Origin of the sequence: Aliivibrio salmonicida LFI1238 (assembly GCF_000196495.1) — a bacterium.
Lineage (GTDB): Bacteria > Pseudomonadota > Gammaproteobacteria > Enterobacterales > Vibrionaceae > Aliivibrio > Aliivibrio salmonicida.
In genome coordinates this window covers 585,680-601,998 of the sequence record NC_011312.1, presented here as the reverse complement: position 1 = coordinate 601,998, position 16,319 = coordinate 585,680, and the positions used below count along the sequence as shown (strand labels likewise).

General features: G+C 40.8%; 19 protein-coding genes, 8 tRNA genes and 1 pseudogene. 23 read left to right on the top strand and 5 right to left on the bottom strand.

Annotated elements, in window-relative coordinates:
* The 3 genes from gshB (at position 1) to ruvX (ending at position 2,016) form a co-directional block, all read left to right on the top strand.
* Positions 1–957, top strand: a complete 957-nt coding sequence (gene gshB / locus VSAL_RS03115) for a glutathione synthase (protein ID WP_023604091.1) — start codon at positions 1–3, stop codon at positions 955–957.
* A gap of 73 nt (positions 958–1,030) precedes the next feature.
* Positions 1,031–1,594, top strand: coding sequence for a YqgE/AlgH family protein (locus VSAL_RS03110; RefSeq protein ID WP_012549356.1), 564 nt, complete (start codon positions 1,031–1,033; stop codon positions 1,592–1,594).
* Positions 1,591–2,016, top strand: a complete 426-nt coding sequence (ruvX, locus tag VSAL_RS03105; protein ID WP_012549355.1) for a Holliday junction resolvase RuvX — start codon at positions 1,591–1,593, stop codon at positions 2,014–2,016. The genes VSAL_RS03110 and ruvX overlap by 4 nt, the downstream gene beginning before the upstream one ends.
* A gap of 103 nt (positions 2,017–2,119) precedes the next feature.
* On the opposite strand, the gene VSAL_RS03100 is transcribed toward ruvX, so the two are convergent.
* On the bottom strand, positions 2,120–3,226 hold the full coding sequence (locus VSAL_RS03100) for a PilT/PilU family type 4a pilus ATPase (RefSeq protein WP_012549354.1): 1,107 nt from the start codon (positions 3,224–3,226) through the stop codon (positions 2,120–2,122).
* 2 nt (positions 3,227–3,228) lie between these two features.
* On the bottom strand, positions 3,229–4,266 hold the full coding sequence (locus tag VSAL_RS03095) for a type IV pilus twitching motility protein PilT (RefSeq protein ID WP_012549353.1): 1,038 nt from the start codon (positions 4,264–4,266) through the stop codon (positions 3,229–3,231).
* A gap of 23 nt (positions 4,267–4,289) precedes the next feature.
* On the opposite strand from VSAL_RS03095, the gene VSAL_RS03090 reads away from it, so the two are divergent.
* The 7 genes and pseudogenes from VSAL_RS03090 (at position 4,290) to hemW (ending at position 9,046) form a co-directional block, all read left to right on the top strand.
* Positions 4,290–5,057 carry a YggS family pyridoxal phosphate-dependent enzyme gene (locus VSAL_RS03090; RefSeq protein ID WP_012549352.1) on the top strand — a complete coding sequence of 256 codons (768 nt, stop codon included), beginning with the start codon at positions 4,290–4,292 and terminating at the stop codon, positions 5,055–5,057.
* Positions 5,044–5,862 (top strand): pyrroline-5-carboxylate reductase, encoded by an 819-nt coding sequence (proC, locus tag VSAL_RS03085; RefSeq protein ID WP_012549351.1) that lies wholly within the window; start codon positions 5,044–5,046, stop codon positions 5,860–5,862. The genes VSAL_RS03090 and proC overlap by 14 nt, the downstream gene beginning before the upstream one ends.
* Before the next feature lie 75 nt (positions 5,863–5,937).
* On the top strand, positions 5,938–6,492 hold the full coding sequence (locus tag VSAL_RS03080; RefSeq protein WP_012549350.1) for a YggT family protein: 555 nt from the start codon (positions 5,938–5,940) through the stop codon (positions 6,490–6,492).
* Positions 6,493–6,520: 28 nt separating this feature from the next.
* Positions 6,521–6,815 (top strand): annotated as a pseudogene (gene yggU, locus VSAL_RS03075) (DUF167 family protein YggU).
* A 28-nt stretch (positions 6,816–6,843) separates the two neighbouring features.
* On the top strand, positions 6,844–7,275 hold the full coding sequence (locus tag VSAL_RS03070; protein WP_012549348.1) for a DUF4426 domain-containing protein: 432 nt from the start codon (positions 6,844–6,846) through the stop codon (positions 7,273–7,275).
* A 10-nt stretch (positions 7,276–7,285) separates the two neighbouring features.
* Complete coding sequence (locus VSAL_RS03065; protein ID WP_012549347.1) at positions 7,286–7,882, top strand: XTP/dITP diphosphatase; 597 nt, start codon at positions 7,286–7,288, stop codon at positions 7,880–7,882.
* 3 nt (positions 7,883–7,885) lie between these two features.
* Positions 7,886–9,046 carry a radical SAM family heme chaperone HemW gene (gene hemW / locus VSAL_RS03060; protein WP_012549346.1) on the top strand — a complete coding sequence of 387 codons (1,161 nt, stop codon included), beginning with the start codon at positions 7,886–7,888 and terminating at the stop codon, positions 9,044–9,046.
* 104 nt (positions 9,047–9,150) lie between these two features.
* On the opposite strand, the gene glsB is transcribed toward hemW, so the two are convergent.
* Together glsB and trmB are read right to left on the bottom strand one after the other, a co-directional pair.
* Positions 9,151–10,071, bottom strand: a complete 921-nt coding sequence (gene glsB / locus VSAL_RS03055) for a glutaminase B (RefSeq protein ID WP_012549345.1) — start codon at positions 10,069–10,071, stop codon at positions 9,151–9,153.
* A gap of 106 nt (positions 10,072–10,177) precedes the next feature.
* On the bottom strand, positions 10,178–10,894 hold the full coding sequence (trmB, locus tag VSAL_RS03050) for a tRNA (guanosine(46)-N7)-methyltransferase TrmB (protein ID WP_012549344.1): 717 nt from the start codon (positions 10,892–10,894) through the stop codon (positions 10,178–10,180).
* Between the two features lie 217 nt (positions 10,895–11,111).
* Between trmB and mutY the strand changes: the two genes are divergently transcribed.
* From mutY to VSAL_RS02990, 12 genes are all read left to right on the top strand, one after another.
* A complete protein-coding gene (gene mutY / locus VSAL_RS03045; RefSeq protein WP_012549343.1) occupies positions 11,112–12,164 on the top strand; it encodes an A/G-specific adenine glycosylase in 1,053 nt (350 codons plus the stop codon).
* Between the two features lie 2 nt (positions 12,165–12,166).
* The gene (locus tag VSAL_RS03040) at positions 12,167–12,439 is read left to right on the top strand and encodes an oxidative damage protection protein (RefSeq protein ID WP_012549342.1); all 273 of its coding nucleotides are present in this window, start codon (positions 12,167–12,169) and stop codon (positions 12,437–12,439) included.
* A 110-nt stretch (positions 12,440–12,549) separates the two neighbouring features.
* On the top strand, positions 12,550–13,686 hold the full coding sequence (gene mltC, locus VSAL_RS03035) for a membrane-bound lytic murein transglycosylase MltC (RefSeq protein WP_012549341.1): 1,137 nt from the start codon (positions 12,550–12,552) through the stop codon (positions 13,684–13,686).
* A 109-nt stretch (positions 13,687–13,795) separates the two neighbouring features.
* Positions 13,796–13,871 (top strand) — tRNA-Phe (locus tag VSAL_RS03030).
* 76 nt (positions 13,872–13,947) lie between these two features.
* Positions 13,948–14,023: transfer RNA gene (locus tag VSAL_RS03025), tRNA-Thr, on the top strand.
* A gap of 7 nt (positions 14,024–14,030) precedes the next feature.
* Positions 14,031–14,106: transfer RNA gene (locus tag VSAL_RS03020), tRNA-Phe, on the top strand.
* Between the two features lie 6 nt (positions 14,107–14,112).
* Positions 14,113–14,188 (top strand) — tRNA-Asn (locus VSAL_RS03015).
* A 76-nt stretch (positions 14,189–14,264) separates the two neighbouring features.
* Positions 14,265–14,340 (top strand) — tRNA-Thr (locus tag VSAL_RS03010).
* A 7-nt stretch (positions 14,341–14,347) separates the two neighbouring features.
* Positions 14,348–14,423 (top strand) — tRNA-Phe (locus tag VSAL_RS03005).
* Positions 14,424–14,430: 7 nt separating this feature from the next.
* Positions 14,431–14,506, top strand: a tRNA-Asn gene (locus VSAL_RS03000).
* A gap of 151 nt (positions 14,507–14,657) precedes the next feature.
* The gene (locus VSAL_RS02995) at positions 14,658–15,044 is read left to right on the top strand and encodes a diacylglycerol kinase (RefSeq protein ID WP_012549340.1); all 387 of its coding nucleotides are present in this window, start codon (positions 14,658–14,660) and stop codon (positions 15,042–15,044) included.
* Between the two features lie 75 nt (positions 15,045–15,119).
* Positions 15,120–15,377 (top strand): DUF2999 domain-containing protein, encoded by a 258-nt coding sequence (locus VSAL_RS02990; protein WP_012549339.1) that lies wholly within the window; start codon positions 15,120–15,122, stop codon positions 15,375–15,377.
* Between the two features lie 147 nt (positions 15,378–15,524).
* Here VSAL_RS02990 and VSAL_RS02985 read toward each other — a convergent pair.
* Positions 15,525–15,609: transfer RNA gene (locus VSAL_RS02985), tRNA-Leu, on the bottom strand.
* A gap of 179 nt (positions 15,610–15,788) precedes the next feature.
* Here VSAL_RS02985 and VSAL_RS02980 point away from each other — a divergent pair.
* On the top strand, positions 15,789–16,253 hold the full coding sequence (locus tag VSAL_RS02980) for an RDD family protein (protein ID WP_026025514.1): 465 nt from the start codon (positions 15,789–15,791) through the stop codon (positions 16,251–16,253).
* Positions 16,254–16,319: the final 66 nt, after the last annotated feature.

Here is a 16,319-nt window from a genome sequence, read left to right as displayed (position 1 = left end):
ATGATCAAACTCGGTATCGTAATGGATCCTATTTCATCCATTAACATTAAAAAAGACTCTAGCTTTGCCATGATGCTTGAAGCTCAAAAACGCGGCTGGGAAATCCATTACATGGAAATGGCCGATCTTCACCTAGACCAAGGTAAAGCAGTTGCCGATACTAAAGTTGTTGAACTAAAAGAAGATCCTACTGGTTGGTACGAATTCAAATCAGAGCAGACGATTGATCTTGCTGAACTTGATGCCGTCTTAATGCGTAAAGATCCTCCGTTTGATACAGAATACATTTACGCGACCTACATTTTAGAGCGCGCAGAAATTCAAGGTGCTTTAATTGTAAACAAACCACAAAGCTTACGTGATTGTAATGAAAAACTGTTTACCGCTTGGTTCCCAGAACTGACACCAACAACGCTAGTTACTCGTAAATCAGACAAAATTAAAGCGTTCCGCGAAAAACACGGTGACATTATTCTTAAGCCGCTTGATGGTATGGGTGGTGCATCAATTTTCCGTGTGAAAGCAGGCGATCCAAACGTGTCGGTTATCATCGAAACACTCACTAACCACGAACAAAACTATTGCATGGCACAGACGTTTGTTCCTGATATTAGTAATGGTGATAAACGTATTCTAGTAGTTGATGGTGAACCAATGCCTTATTGCTTGGCACGTATCCCTGCAAAAGGCGAAACTCGTGGTAATTTAGCCGCTGGTGGTACCGGTGAAGCTAGACCACTCAGTGAAACCGATTGGGCAATTGCAAATGCGGTTGCTCCAACCCTAAAAGAAAAAGGACTTATTTTTGTTGGCCTTGATGTTATAGGCGACAAATTAACCGAAATTAACGTTACCAGTCCTACGTGTATTAAAGAGATCGAAGCCGCTTTTGATATCTCAATTACAGGAAAATTAATGGATGCAATAGAGCGTCGCATTAATGAGAAGTCAGCTTAAGTAAAATCACCTAAGCTAAAGATAAGCAGTGGGAAATCCCCCACTGTTTTATCATACGATTTTAGGAGGCATTATGGATTTAAAAAACCATTTTCTGGTTGCTATGCCAAGTATGAATGATCCCGTTTTTACACGGAGTGTGATCTATATTTGTGAGCACGATTCCGATGGTACAATGGGGTTACGCATAAACCAACCAGTGCAAATTTCACTGAAAGGCATGCTTGACCAAATCAAACTGGATAATCCTTCCCCTATTATCTTCCCTCAAACGCTATCTCAACCGGTACTAAATGGCGGTCCAGTCTCTGATGATCGTGGATTTGTTCTTCATTATCCAAAAGACAATTACAGTTCTAGTATTGAAGTCACCGAAGAACTTTCTGTAACGACGTCTAAAGATATTTTGGCAACCTTAGGTACCGAAGATCAACCTTATAAATATTTAGTCGCTCTTGGCTATTCTGGCTGGGATGCAGGGCAACTAGAGCAAGAATTATCTGAAAACACATGGCTAATCTTAGAAGCAGATTCTTCTGTTATTTTTGATACTCCTATTCCTGATCGTTGGCGCAGAGCTATCGAAATACTAGGCATTAGTCCAGTAAATATATCCAGCGAGGTTGGACACGCATGAGTTCACGCACCATCATGGCATTTGATTTTGGCACAAAAAGCATTGGCTCAGCCATTGGGCAAGAAATCACAGGTACCGCAAGTCCATTAAAAGCGTTTAAAGCTCAAGATGGCACCCCTAATTGGGATGATATTGAAAAGCAAATTAAAGAGTGGCAACCTGATTTGATCGTTGTTGGTCTACCAACCGATCTTCATGGTAAAGAGTTAGACGTTATCACACCAAAAGCAAAGAAATTTGCTAACCGTCTGCACGGTCGTTTTGGTAATCAAGTCGAACTGCACGATGAACGCTTATCAACCGTAGAAGCTCGCGCTGATTTATTTGAATTCGGTGGCTATAAAGCATTATCAAAAGGCAATGTCGATTGCCAATCTGCCGTTGTTATTTTAGAAAGTTGGTTTGAGAGTCAATGGGGCTAAGGTCCAAAGACATAAAAGCAGGGTTCAGAGGTACTCGTTGTGAGCGTAACACTCACCGCACACACCTCTGAATTCTAAACGCAAAGCGTCCTGAATCCTGCTTTTAATCTAACGATATCGACACATTATCAAATTTTGATGTGGTAAATGAATCCCCACGCTTAGTCTTCAGCATCAGCCTTAAGTCATTTGCAGAATCCGCACTATGCAGCGCTTCTGTTTCTGTAATCTTGCCATCAATTACTAAATCAAATAAGCATTGATCAAACGTCTGCATTCCTGATTCACGAGAGCGTGTCATTGTCCCTTTTAATTCATGCAGATCACCTCTACGAATTAAATCGGCGATTCGGGGAGTATTGAGTAAGACTTCAAACACACCGTGACGCCCATTTCCCTGAGCATCAGGAACCAATTGTTGAGCAATAACACCTTTTAAATTCATTGAGAGATCAAATAAAAATTGCTCTTTATTCTCTTTTGGAACCAAATGTAAAATACGCTCTAATGCTTGGTTTGCATTGTTTGCGTGTAACGTTGCCATACACAAATGCCCAGTCTCAGCAAACATCATCGCGTACTTCATCGTTTCTCTGGTTCGAATTTCACCAATCAAAATCATATCGGGCGCTTGGCGTAATGAATTTTTTAAAGCAACTTCATAACTGTCTGTATCTAGCCCAACTTCACGTTGAGTCACGATGCATTTATTATGTGGATGAACAAATTCAATCGGATCTTCCACCGTCAAAATATGACCCGATTTATGATCATTCCGGTACCCAGTCATCGCAGCCATTGTGGTCGATTTTCCTGATCCCGTCGCTCCCACAACTAGAACCAATCCTCGTTTAGCTACCGCCAAGTCTTTCATGATACTCGGTAAATACAATGAATCCATGGATGGGATTTTAGTTTCAATTCTACGGATCACGGCCCCCGGTTGTTCACGCTGCCAAAATGCACTCACACGAAAACGACCACTCTCTTTTACGATGGCAAAATTGGCTTCTAATGTTTGAGTAAATTCTTTTTCTCGATCATCATTCATCATCTCAGCCAACAGGGCGGTTACAGACTCTACCGTTTGCTTTGCCCCTGTCGCTTGTAAAACGCCATCAACACGTAATAAACACGGTGCATCCACCGTAATATAAATATCAGAGGCTTTCTGCTTCACCATCTGATTCAATAAATCATCCAAATTCATGATTAAAAACCCATACTGGTTATTTCAACTTTCTTTGCAACTTCATCAGGGTCAACTAACCCTTGAGCAATAATTTTCTTTGCATTTTGCTCCATGGTTTGCATTCCAAAAGCGGAACCAGTCTGAATGATTGAATACATCTGAGCGACTTTATCTTCTCGGATTAAGTTACGTATTGCAGGGGTTGCTATCATTATCTCATGACAAGCAATTCGTCCACCACCAATTCGTTTTAATAACGTTTGAGCCACCACGGCTCTTAATGATTCCGACAACATTGAACGCACCATCGATTTATCACTGCCAGGAAATACATCAATAATACGGTCAATGGTTTTTGCCGCAGAACTGGTGTGTAACGTAGCAAACACGAGGTGTCCGGTTTCCGCTGCTGTTAATGCAAGACTGATTGTCTCTTGATCTCGCAATTCCCCCACAAGAATGACATCAGGATCCTCACGCAATGCCGATCGTAATGCCGCTTTAAAACTGTGAGTATCACGATGAACTTCACGTTGGTTAATCAAACATTTTTTATTTTTATGAACAAACTCAATCGGATCTTCGATCGTGAGAATGTGCTTATTATGATGTTCATTAACGTAATCAACCATCGCCGCTAATGTTGTTGATTTACCCGATCCCGTCGGCCCTGTAATTAATACCAACCCTTTTTGATATTTTGCGATATCAAGAAAAATATCAGGGACATCTAATTGATCAAGAGAAGGCACCTCAACAGGGATCGTTCTAAAGACAGCGGCACAACCTCGTGATTGATTAAACGCATTCACACGAAAACGCCCCACACTCGGAAGCTCAAAAGAAAAATCAACTTCTAACTTTTCTTCAAACTCACTTCGTTGAGCATCATTCATGAAATCAGTCACTAAGCGATGAACATCAGCGTGGGTAAAATCAGGTAATGTGAGTTTACGAACCTCACCATCAACACGTACCATAGGAGGAACTCCTGCAGATAGGTGTAGATCTGATGCGTTTTGTTTTACACTAAAGTCCAGTAGTTCTGTGATATCCATAATTTTCCTCGGTAATCGTTTCTATGACTAGTATTAAGCAAAATATCCACCAAATCACTCTTCAGATAGAGAATAGCATTCAAAAATGTGGTCGATCCCCCGATTCAGTGCAACTACTGGCGGTAAGTAAAACCAAACCTATCGAGTTACTCGAACAAGCAATCGAATCGGGTCAACACTCTTTTGGTGAAAACTACGTTCAAGAAGGTGTTGATAAAGTCCACTATTTTCAAAAAAATCATTCGAATATCGAATTAGAATGGCATTTTATCGGACCAATTCAATCGAATAAGACTCGTCCAATTGCCGAACATTTTGATTGGGTGCATTCTATTGATCGTCTTAAGATAGCTCAACGTTTAAATGAACAACGTCCCTCTGATTTAGGTGAACTAAACGTATTAATTCAGGTCAATATTAGCTCAGAAGATAGTAAGTCAGGCACCACGGCTAATGAGGTAATGTCACTGGCCGCGGCTATTCATGCAATGCCAAACCTAACACTTCGAGGATTAATGTCTATCCCTGCAAATGTCTCTAATTACGAAGAGCAATTAGCCGCATTCAAACAACTTGCTTCCATTCAAAACCAATTAGAAGCACAATATCCACAGGTTGATACCTTATCGATGGGCATGAGCGGTGATATAGATGCCGCAATTGAAGCGGGCTCTACGATGGTACGTATTGGTACTGCTATTTTTGGTGCAAGAAACTATACCAATGAAGTAATAATACACAGTAAGCGACTCTTAAAAATAAAAAATAGGAATACGAATGGAACATCGTAACATTGCTTTTATTGGTGCGGGAAACATGACTCGTTCAATCATTGCAGGCTTAATTAGCAGTGGTTATCCAAAAAAAAATATCACCGCAACAAACCCAAGCACTGACAAACTAAACAATTTAGAGCAATGCTATGGTATTAACATCAGTACCGATAACCTTGCCGCAGCTCAACAGGCTGACGTTATTGTTCTTGCTGTAAAACCACAAATGATGGAGACCGCAGCAAAGCCACTCCAATCCGTGGATTACTCTGATAAACTGGTTATTTCGATTGCTGCTGGTATTTCAGCTAAACGCTTAAATGAAATGTTCGCTGCCGAATTAAATTTGGTTCGAGTCATGCCGAATACGCCAGCATTAGTCGGTAAAGGCATGAGTGGCCTATTTGCCGTTGAGCATATTTCCGAACAAGACAAACATTTTGCAAGTGATTTACTTTCAGCCGTGGGGGAAGTCTGCTGGGTTGAAAAAGAATCTGGTATTAATTCTGTCATTGCAGCAGCAGGAAGCGCACCTGCGTATTTCTTCTTATTTATGGAAGCAATGCAGGCCGAAGCCATTAAACAGGGCTTTAGTGAGGATACCGCTCGTCTGTTAGTGCAACAATCCGCACTCGGTGCCGCCGAAATGGTCATAGCAAATCCTGAAACACCATTATCAACACTGCGTGAACAAGTGACCTCAAAAGGTGGGACTACTGCTGAAGCACTTCGCACGTTTAATGAACATCATCTGCAAGAGATCGTCGCTAAAGCAATGCAAGCGGCCGTAGCTCGTGCAGAAGAAATGGAAACGTTGTTTTAAAAACTGCTTTGCTTGAAGCAACTCTGTTTAAAAAACGCTATAAAAAAAACCAATGATTTTTAAGGTTAACTAACTATGAATGCAATGAGCTTTTTAATCTCTACCGTTTTTGATTTATACATAATGGTTGTGATTCTACGAATTTGGTTACAAGTGGCACGTGCCGATTTCTATAACCCATTTTCACAATTTATCATCAAGGCTACGCAACCTGTTGTTTCGCCTTTACGTCGTATTATTCCATCAATAGGAAGCTTAGATTTAGCCACCGTTCTGTTTGCTTATGTTCTGTGTGTTGTTAAATTTGTTGCTCTGCAAGTTGTCGTTTCAGGCGGAATTACTTTTGGACCTGAGTTTTTAATCATTGGTCTAATTGCTCTTGCAAAAGCCGCTGGTGGTTTGCTGTTCTGGATTTTATTAGTTCGAGCAATCCTAAGCTGGGTTAGTCAAGGTCGTAGCCCAATTGAATATGTAATGAACCAATTGACGGAACCAATGCTTGCTCCTATTCGTAAGATCCTTCCTCAAATGGGCGGATTAGATTTAAGCGTATTAGTGCTGTTCATTGTGCTTCAATTTGCTAACTTCTTAATGGGTGATTTACTTGGCCCGATTTGGTATAGCTTGTAATCTGATCTATATTGGAATCTAAGCAATAATGCCAATTAAATACGATAACGATGATTTGGTCTTAAGACTTTACCTTCAACCGAAGGCCAGTCGAGACCAAATCGTTGGTATACATGGAGAGGAACTCAAAGTAGCGATTACCGCTCCTCCTGTTGATGGGAAAGCTAACGCACATTTGATTAAGTACTTCTCGAAATTATTTAAGGTTGCTAAAGGTAAAATCACAGTAGAAAAAGGAGAACTTAATCGTCACAAACAAGGTTCGAATTCACTCTCCTGAAATTATTCCTGATGCCATTCAAATACTGCTAGAGCCGAGTTAATTCTCGGCTTTTCTTTATGGAGATTAACATGAAAAAAACGCTGTTACTTTTATCCCTCTTTCTTTTTAGTTTACCCAGTTTTGCAGGGCAATTTGTACAGATAAAAAATGTTGAAGTGCATTATTCCGCCTTTAATTCCACGTTTTTAACGCCTAAGGTGGCTCGCGCTTATCAATTAAAACGCTCTGGCTACACGGCATTAATAAACATCAGTGTTTTAGATATTTCACAAGCCGGAAAACCGGCGATATCAGCTCAAGTATCTGGCACGGCTAAAAATTTATTAGGTCAAACTAAGACTCTGACTTTCCGTGAAATAAAAGAGAAAAATGCCATTTATTATATTGCTGAGTTACCAATAACAAACGAAGAAACCTTTCGCTTTGATATTGATGTATCTTCAGGAAAGAAAGGCGCTGGCAAATTAAAATTCAATCAAAAGTTCTACGTAGAAGAGTAAGAGAATCATTATGAGCAAAATCGTATTAGCAACAGGCAACCAAGGTAAAGTTCGTGAAATGGCAGATGTTTTGTCTGACTTTGGATTTGATGTTGTGGCACAAAGTGAGTTCAACGTCTCTGACGTAGCAGAAACAGGCACAACCTTTATTGAGAATGCCATTATTAAAGCGCGTCATGCGGCTAAAGAAAGCGGATTACCTGCGATTGCTGATGATTCCGGTTTAGAAGTCGACGCATTACATGGCGCACCAGGCGTTTACTCTGCACGCTACTCAGGCGAAGGCGCGACCGATCAAAAAAATATCGATAAAATGCTAGCAGCAATGAAAGACATTCCAGAAGAAAAACGTACCGCCCGCTTCCATTGTGTCTTAGTCTTAATGAAGCATGAGAACGATCCTACGCCATTGATTTGTCACGGTTCATGGGAAGGCCACATTACCACGGAGCAACAAGGTGAAAATGGCTTTGGCTACGATCCTATTTTTTGGGTAAGTGAAGACAATTGCTCTTCTGCAGAACTTGAACCAGCACGTAAAAAGCAACTGTCTCATCGTGGACAAGCTCTGAAAAAACTGTTCGCTGCATTAAAAGAAGGTCAATAATTGATGCTAGTCCCACCACCACTCAGTTTATACATTCATATTCCTTGGTGTATTCAAAAGTGCCCATATTGTGATTTCAACTCTCACGCGTTAAAAACAACAATTCCTGAAGCACAGTACATTTCAGCGTTAATTGACGATCTTGATACCGATCTTGCTCGTTATAATATGCAAAATGAACCGCGTAAACTGCATTCTATTTTTATTGGTGGTGGTACCCCGAGTTTAATTACCGCTCCAGAAATTAAGCGTTTACTGATCGAAGTTGAAAAACGCCTACCGTTTGCTGATGACATTGAAATCACCATGGAAGCGAACCCAGGAACGGTAGAAGCCGGACGATTCATTGAGTACCGCGAAGCCGGCGTTAATCGTATTTCTATTGGTGTGCAAAGCTTTCAACAAGAGAAGTTAGAAAAACTCGGACGAATTCACGGTAAGGATGAAGCCCTTCGCGCCGCTCGTCTTGCCCATGAAGCAGGGTTAAACAGTTTCAATCTCGACCTAATGCACGGTTTACCAAACCAAAGTATTGATGATGCTTTGTCTGATTTAAAACAGGCCATTGAACTTAATCCGCCGCATTTATCTTGGTATCAACTCACTATCGAACCAAATACGGTGTTTTACTACAAGCCCCCTACTCTGCCTGATGATGATGATCTATGGGATATTTTTGAACAAGGTCATCAAATCCTTGCCGATGCAGGTTACGTTCAATATGAGATTTCGGGCTACAGTAAAGTCGGTTATCAATGTCGCCATAACTTAAATTATTGGCGCTTTGGCGACTATCTAGGGATTGGTTGTGGTGCTCATGGCAAGCTGAGTTTTGCTGATGGCCGCATTATTCGAACCACAAAGATCAAACACCCTAGAGGCTTCTTAGACTTAATGAAACCTTACTTGATTGATGAACAAGAAGTGGCAGATCACGACAGATCTTTTGAATTCTTTATGAACCGTTTCCGCTTACTGGAAGCTTGTCCTAAACAAGATTTTATTGATAAAACCGGGTTAGGTTTAGAGTCGATTCAAGAAACAATGGATTGGGCGAAAGAGAAGAAGTATTTAGAAGAAACAGAAACGCATTGGCAGATCACAGAGCATGGAAAATTGTTCTTGAATGATTTGTTGGAAGCGTTTGTGAGTGATGAGGAGTAAGATCAGGGTTCAGATCGCTTCGCTTAAAGGTTTCAGTAAGAGCTTAACAATCTTTTCCTGAAACCTTTAGGGAGCTTGCGACCGTCCTGAAACCTGCTCTTACCTTAAAATATCGAACGTCCAATACGCTCTGAAAGCAATTCTAACGCTTGGGTTCCTGCTAGCGAGTTGCCTGATGGGTCCAACTCTGGTGACCATACTGCAATCGTCATTTCACCCGGAACAATTGCGATAATTCCGCCACCGACACCGGATTTACCCGGCATACCAACACGATAAGCAAATTCCCCTGCACCATCATATAAACCACACGTCGCCATCAGTGCATTAATTTGTTTACTTTGCATAGGTGTGATAATGAATTCATTTGTCTCTGGTTGAATGCCTTTATTCGCTAAATAACCAAACGTTTTCGCTAAATCAACACAGCTCATATTCAGTGAACACGCATGAAAATAGTTCTTTAATACGGGCATCACTTCATTCTCAAAGTTACCAAATGATCGCATTAAATAAGCAATTGATGCATTTCGATCACTATGATCCATCTCCGAATTAGCGACGACACGATCATAAATAATATGTTCATTGCCAGAGAGCTTACGTACAAATTCTAATAAGCGATGTTTCGGAGCAGAAAAGCGACTAAACAGCATATCTGCCACAACAATCGCCCCCGCATTGATGAACGGATTACGAGGAACCCCTTGTTCCATTTCCAACTGGATCAATGAGTTAAACGCTTGTCCAGAAGGTTCTTTTCCAACTCTATGCCAGAGTTCTTCGGGCTGATACAGCTCCATAGCAAGCGTTAAACTCAGTGCCTTAGAGATTGACTGAATCGAAAATCGTTCGTTTGCATCGCCTGCTGTGATCATTTCACCATCATTAGTATAGACAGCAATACCCAGTTTATTACTCGGTACACAAGCAAGTGCTGGAATGTAATCGGCAACCTCTCCTTGTCCAATAAGAGGACGCACTTCATTCAAAATATCTTCTAATATTTGTTTTGTTGGCTTCATTATTTTTACTTCCTTTCACAGCAAGGACAAAAAAGCCAACACAGAGGTTGGCTTTAAATTTATAAGCAATGTATTAGACACTGCATCAGTTTACTACTGATTATAATTATGCGTTACGACGGAATTTAATATCCCATACGCCATGGCCTAAACGGTGACCACGAGCTTCAAATTTTGTTAATGGACGCTCATCTGGACGAGGAATGTAATCGCCATCAGTTGCTATGTTTTCGTAGCCTGGGGCCGCGTTCATTACTTCGATCATATGTTCTGCGTAGTTTTCCCAATCTGTTGCCATGTGAAAAACACCTTCAGCATTGAGCTTAGGACGGATCATCTCAGCAAATTCAGCTTTAACGATGCGGCGCTTATGATGACGCGCTTTATGCCATGGGTCAGGGAAGAATAATTGCAGAGTCGTCACTGATGAATCAGGGATCATCGATTCAAACACTTCAACCGCATCGTGACACATCACGCGTAGGTTAGTTACGCCCGCTTCTTTTGCAGCAGCAAGACATGCACCAACACCTGGGCGGTGAACTTCAATACCAAGGAAATTAACGTCTGGTGCTTTTTGCGCCATCTCAACCAAAGATGCACCCATACCAAAACCGATTTCTAAAACGACAGGGTTGTTGTTACCAAACACCTCGTTCCAATCAAGCACCTGCTCAACAAAATCGATGCCCATGGTAGACCAGCACTCAGTAATAGCGCCTTCTTGGCCTTTCGTTAAACGTCCTTCGCGGCGTACAAAGCTGCGAATTTTACGAACAATTTTACCTTCTTCGGTAAAGTCGTTTTTAGTCACTTCAGTCATGATTGGATAACCTGGTTATTCTCTGAACAAGGATTGTGGATCCGGCATTATCCAAAGTTTAGCCCAGTGTTCAAGCATTATCTTTCGTTTTCCGTATAAACACGGTAAATACTTTACTTTGAATACTTGTATGAATACCCCTATTTTCTATCGGGTGTACAAATTCATCACAGTATGATGCAATCCCCACCATTATAAAAAAGCAATCGAGCATGTCATGACTTCTTTTTCTCACGCCATCTTAGAATGGTACGATAATTACGGCCGTAAGACGTTGCCTTGGCAATTAGAAAAAACACCTTATAAAGTATGGTTATCCGAAATCATGCTGCAACAAACTCAAGTCACTACCGTTATTCCTTATTTTGAACGCTTCATGACTCGCTTTCCTACGGTAATTGACCTAGCGAACGCCGATCAAGATGAAGTTCTTCATTTATGGACTGGTCTTGGTTATTACGCCCGTGCTCGAAACTTACATAAAACCGCACAGATCATCGCAGAGCAATATAATGGCCGATTTCCTGAAACCATTGATGAAGTGATCGCTTTACCCGGAATTGGACGATCTACCGCTGGCGCCGTACTTTCCTTGTCGCTTAAACAACGTCATCCCATTTTAGATGGTAATGTAAAGCGAACCTTATCTCGCTGCTTTGCTATTGAAGGATGGTCAGGGAAGAAATCTGTCGAAAATGCCATGTGGGAAATAGCAGAAGAACATACACCAGAATTAGGAGTCGAACGCTACAATCAAGCCATGATGGATATGGGGGCGATTGTCTGTACTCGTTCTAAGCCTAAGTGTGAGATTTGCCCAGTGAATGATCTTTGCCAAGCAAAAGCACAAGATCGCCAATTGGATTTCCCCACCAAAAAACCGAAGAAAGAAAAACCAATGAAAGAAGCTTGGTTTGCCATTTATTATCACGATGGTGAAGTTTGGTTAGAGCAAAGACCTCAGACTGGAATTTGGGGCGGGCTTTTTTGCTTTCCTGAACAACCAGAGAATACCTTAGTTGATTTATCTGTTCGCTATGGTGTCGAAATAAAATCCACTCAACAATTAATTGCTTTTCGTCATACCTTTAGCCATTACCACTTAGATATCACCCCTGTGCTTATCACTCTGGTGAAGAAACCGAACATGGTGATGGAAGGAACACGCGGAGTTTGGTATAACTTATCTCAACCAATGACGGTAGGATTAGCAGCACCAGTACAAAAACTATTGGATGCCCTTCCGTACGAAATTTCTAATGGAGAATAACCATGAGTCGCACTGTATTTTGCGTTCTTTTAAATAAAGAAGCCGATGGCCTAGATTTTCAACTTTACCCAGGTGAACTAGGTAAACGTATTTTTGATAACATCTCCAAAGAAGCGTGGGGCCAATGGCAACATAAGCAAACCATGCTAATTAATGAAAAGAAACTAAACATGATGGATCCTGAGCACCGTAAGATGCTAGAAACAGAAATGGAAGGGTTCCTATTTGACGGTAAAGATGTTGTCATTGATGGCTACACCCCACCAAGCAAGTAATCGTTTTTTCTTAAATAAAGCAGCCTAGTCGCTGCTTTATTTTTATTCTTTTTTAGTTCGAGGCCATTCTGCCGTTAACCTTATTACGAGTTCTTATCTATATAGCCTTTATGAAAAAAATTATCTTAATTGTCTCTACATGTCTTTTTCTCACCAGCTGTAGCCGAGAATCCATAGAATCGACCTTTGGTATTAATTACGACACCACCAACCGTTTTGCTAAAAATTTAGCCCCTCTTCCTGGGCAATTTACCAAAGATCTAAAAGCCCTCGACTCTTTAATAAGCAGTTTTAATGGCAACATTGAGAAGCGTTGGGGGAAGAAAAACCTCATCACTGCAGGTAAACGTTCTTACGTAAAATACACGGATGGGTATCTGAGTCGCTCTCAAGTCGATTTCACGTCAGGGCGAGTCACCGTCGAAACCGTAGCAGGAACCGAGCCTAAAGCGCATTTGCGTCAAGCTATTATCACCACCCTACTCACACCAGATGACCCTGCTGGTGTTGATTTGTATTCAGACGCTGATGTCACCTTAGGTGGAAAACCATTTCTTTATCAGCAAGTCCTCGATCAAGATAAAAAACCGATTGAATGGTCATGGCGCGCAAGCCGTTACGCTGATTACCTCATTGCACATCATTTAAAACAAAAAAATATCGACTATAAAAAAGCATATTACGTTGATATTCCTATGGTTAAAAACCACGAACAACTGCGTGAATACCAATATGCCGATATTGTTCGTAAAGCATCTCAACGTTACGACATTCCTGAAGATTTGATTTACTCCATCATCAGAACAGAAAGTAGTTTTAATCCTTATGCCGTAAGTTGGGCCAATGCGTATGGATTAATGCAAGTGGTACCTAAAACCGCTGGACGTGATGTTTTTAAATTGGTGAAGAAAAAATCCGGCGATCCTACACCCGAGTATTTATTTAACCCACATAACAACATTGATACCGGCGCCGCTTACTTTCATATATTGAAAACACGTTACCTAAAAGACATTAGAAATCCGATTTCAAAACAATACAGCATGATTTCAGCTTATAACGGTGGTGCTGGTGGTGTATTTACTACCTTTAGCAGTAGCAGAAGTCGTGCAATTAACGACATTAATAGTTTAAATCCGAACCAAGTCTATTGGGCTTTAACTAAAAAGCATAAGAATGCGGAAGCAAGACGTTACCTAGAAAAAGTAACCGCCTATAAAAAAGAGTTCAATTCAGGGAAGATTTAGCGATAAAACAGCCTATTCGATGGATAATCAATCAAACGATCAAAAAAACGGACTATTTTGAAAAAAAAAGTTGACGGTGAGGGCAAAAATCCGTTTAATAGCGCTCGTTGCCCGGATAGCTCAGTCGGTAGAGCAGAGGATTGAAAATCCTCGTGTCGGTGGTTCGATTCCGCCTCCGGGCACCATACAATAAGATTGTTGGTGTAGTTCTAGATTTATTTATTAAATGCTAGATCACGAATAGTCAAAAGAATTTAGTGTGCCGACTTAGCTCAGTAGGTAGAGCAACTGACTTGTAATCAGTAGGTCACCAGTTCGACTCCGGTAGTCGGCACCATTCTTTTGCCTCGATAGCTCAGTCGGTAGAGCAGAGGATTGAAAATCCTCGTGTCGGTGGTTCGATTCCGCCTCGAGGCACCATACAATTCCCTTTTAGTTCAGTTGGTAGAACGCCGGACTGTTAATCCGTATGTCGCTGGTTCAAGTCCAGCAAAGGGAGCCACATTCAAAAGCCTTGTCATAGGACGAGTTTTTTTTTATTACTGATTTAATTCAGTGATTGCAAAAAAATATAGTGTGCCGACTTAGCTCAGTAGGTAGAGCAACTGACTTGTAATCAGTAGGTCACCAGTTCGACTCCGGTAGTCGGCACCATTTTTTTGCCTCGATAGCTCAGTCGGTAGAGCAGAGGATTGAAAATCCTCGTGTCGGTGGTTCGATTCCGCCTCGAGGCACCATTATAATTCCCTTTTAGTTCAGTTGGTAGAACGCCGGACTGTTAATCCGTATGTCGCTGGTTCAAGTCCAGCAAAGGGAGCCATTTAAAAAGCCTCGTCATTTGACGAGGCTTTTTTTATGCTTGTTATTTAATAAACTCGACACTACCATAATACCCATTCTTACCAATCCCAATTTCACGTATCATTTGATGTTATTGGACATTAATATTACTTCTCCATTAAGGCTACACCATGACAGATACTCCATCAGGGAAACCAGCAAACACTGGGATAAAACGAGTAATTAAAGCCACACAATTTTCTATGCAAGGACTGAAAGCTGCATTTAAGCATGAAGCCGCTGTTCGTCAAGAATTTGCAATGCTTGTCATTACGGCGCCTATCGCTCTATTGCTTGATGTCACCATTGTAGAAAAGATCTTGTTGATTGGTGTCTTTGTCTTAATATTTATCGTTGAGCTGCTTAATTCAGCCATAGAAGCCGTTGTAGACCGTATTGGACCTGAACATCATGAGTTAAGTGGTAGAGCAAAAGACATTGGCTCTTCGGCTGTCTTCGTCGCTCTATGCCTTGCCGGTTTTACTTGGTTGATGATTCTAGGCAGCCATTATTTATAGTAATTAGTTTTATGACTTTATGTTTGAACCAGTAAACTCAAACATAAAACATCCATTTAAATGAGGATCGTTCTAATGAACCCAATTATCCAAACACTAAAAGAACACAATGTTAGCGATGAAAAAATCACAGAAGTATTTCAAGCGCTAACACAAAATCCATTAGCGGCAATGGCAACCATTCAAAGCTTAGGTATTCCACAAGAAAAACTACAACCATTAATGATGATGGTAATGACAAACCCTAGCTTAATTAAAGAAGCGGTTGAAGAATTAGGTTTGGATTTTTCAAAAGTAGAAGAAGCAAAAGCGAAGCTTGAAGAGAATAAATAATCGTTTTCTACAAACATTAAAGCCCTGACTTCGGTCGGGGCTTTTTATATCTACAGAACTATTGAGTATTTTTCTATATCGCAGATACTTTCCATATCCCAGATACAACAAAGCCCCGATTTTCATCGAGGCTTTGTCATTTAAATGTGGTACCGGTAGGCGGACTTGAACCGCCACTCCTTTCGGAAAGGGATTTTGAATCCCTCGTGTATACCAATTTCACCATACCGGCTTTATCAGCATTGCTGCTTGATGCGGTTGATTATACTCAGAGATCATAGTCGCGCAAGCTCTTTATTACTCTACCGTATTGTTTGCTGAAATATTCAACAGTTATTTACAATCAACTTTTCATTTTTAACTCTTCTGTCGTTATACTGCTGCTAGTTTTTTAAATTTATGGAAGAAAAAATGAAGACACAAAAACAAGCAGGCTTTATGCGTCGTATGGGAGCTTGGTTTTACGACACGCTCATTATCAGCGCTATTATGATGCTTACTGGTGGGATAATTGTAGCAACCCTTGAGATGCTCTATGGTATGGGATTAATTAGCTATGGTAGCTACCCTGATGTTAGCTCTTATCTAAATAACGACCCAATGTGGAGTAATTTATACCCAATCACTCTGATCTCTGTTTTTGTTGGATTTTTTGCCTATTTCTGGTGTAAAGGACAAACACTTGGTATGCGTGCATGGAAACTTCAAGTTCAACAGTTTGATGGTTCACCAATTACCTTAACTCAAGCCATTATCCGTATGTCGACCTCAGCTTTTGGATTGGGTAACTTCCTTGTTTTTATCTCTCAAGATAACTCAGCATTTCAAGATACATGGGCTAAGACACAAGTCATCGTATTAGACAAAGCGGTTTAGCTTCTCTCTATTTTTTACGTACAAAAAAAGGAGATACTTAGTCGTATCTCCTTTTCTATAATCAAT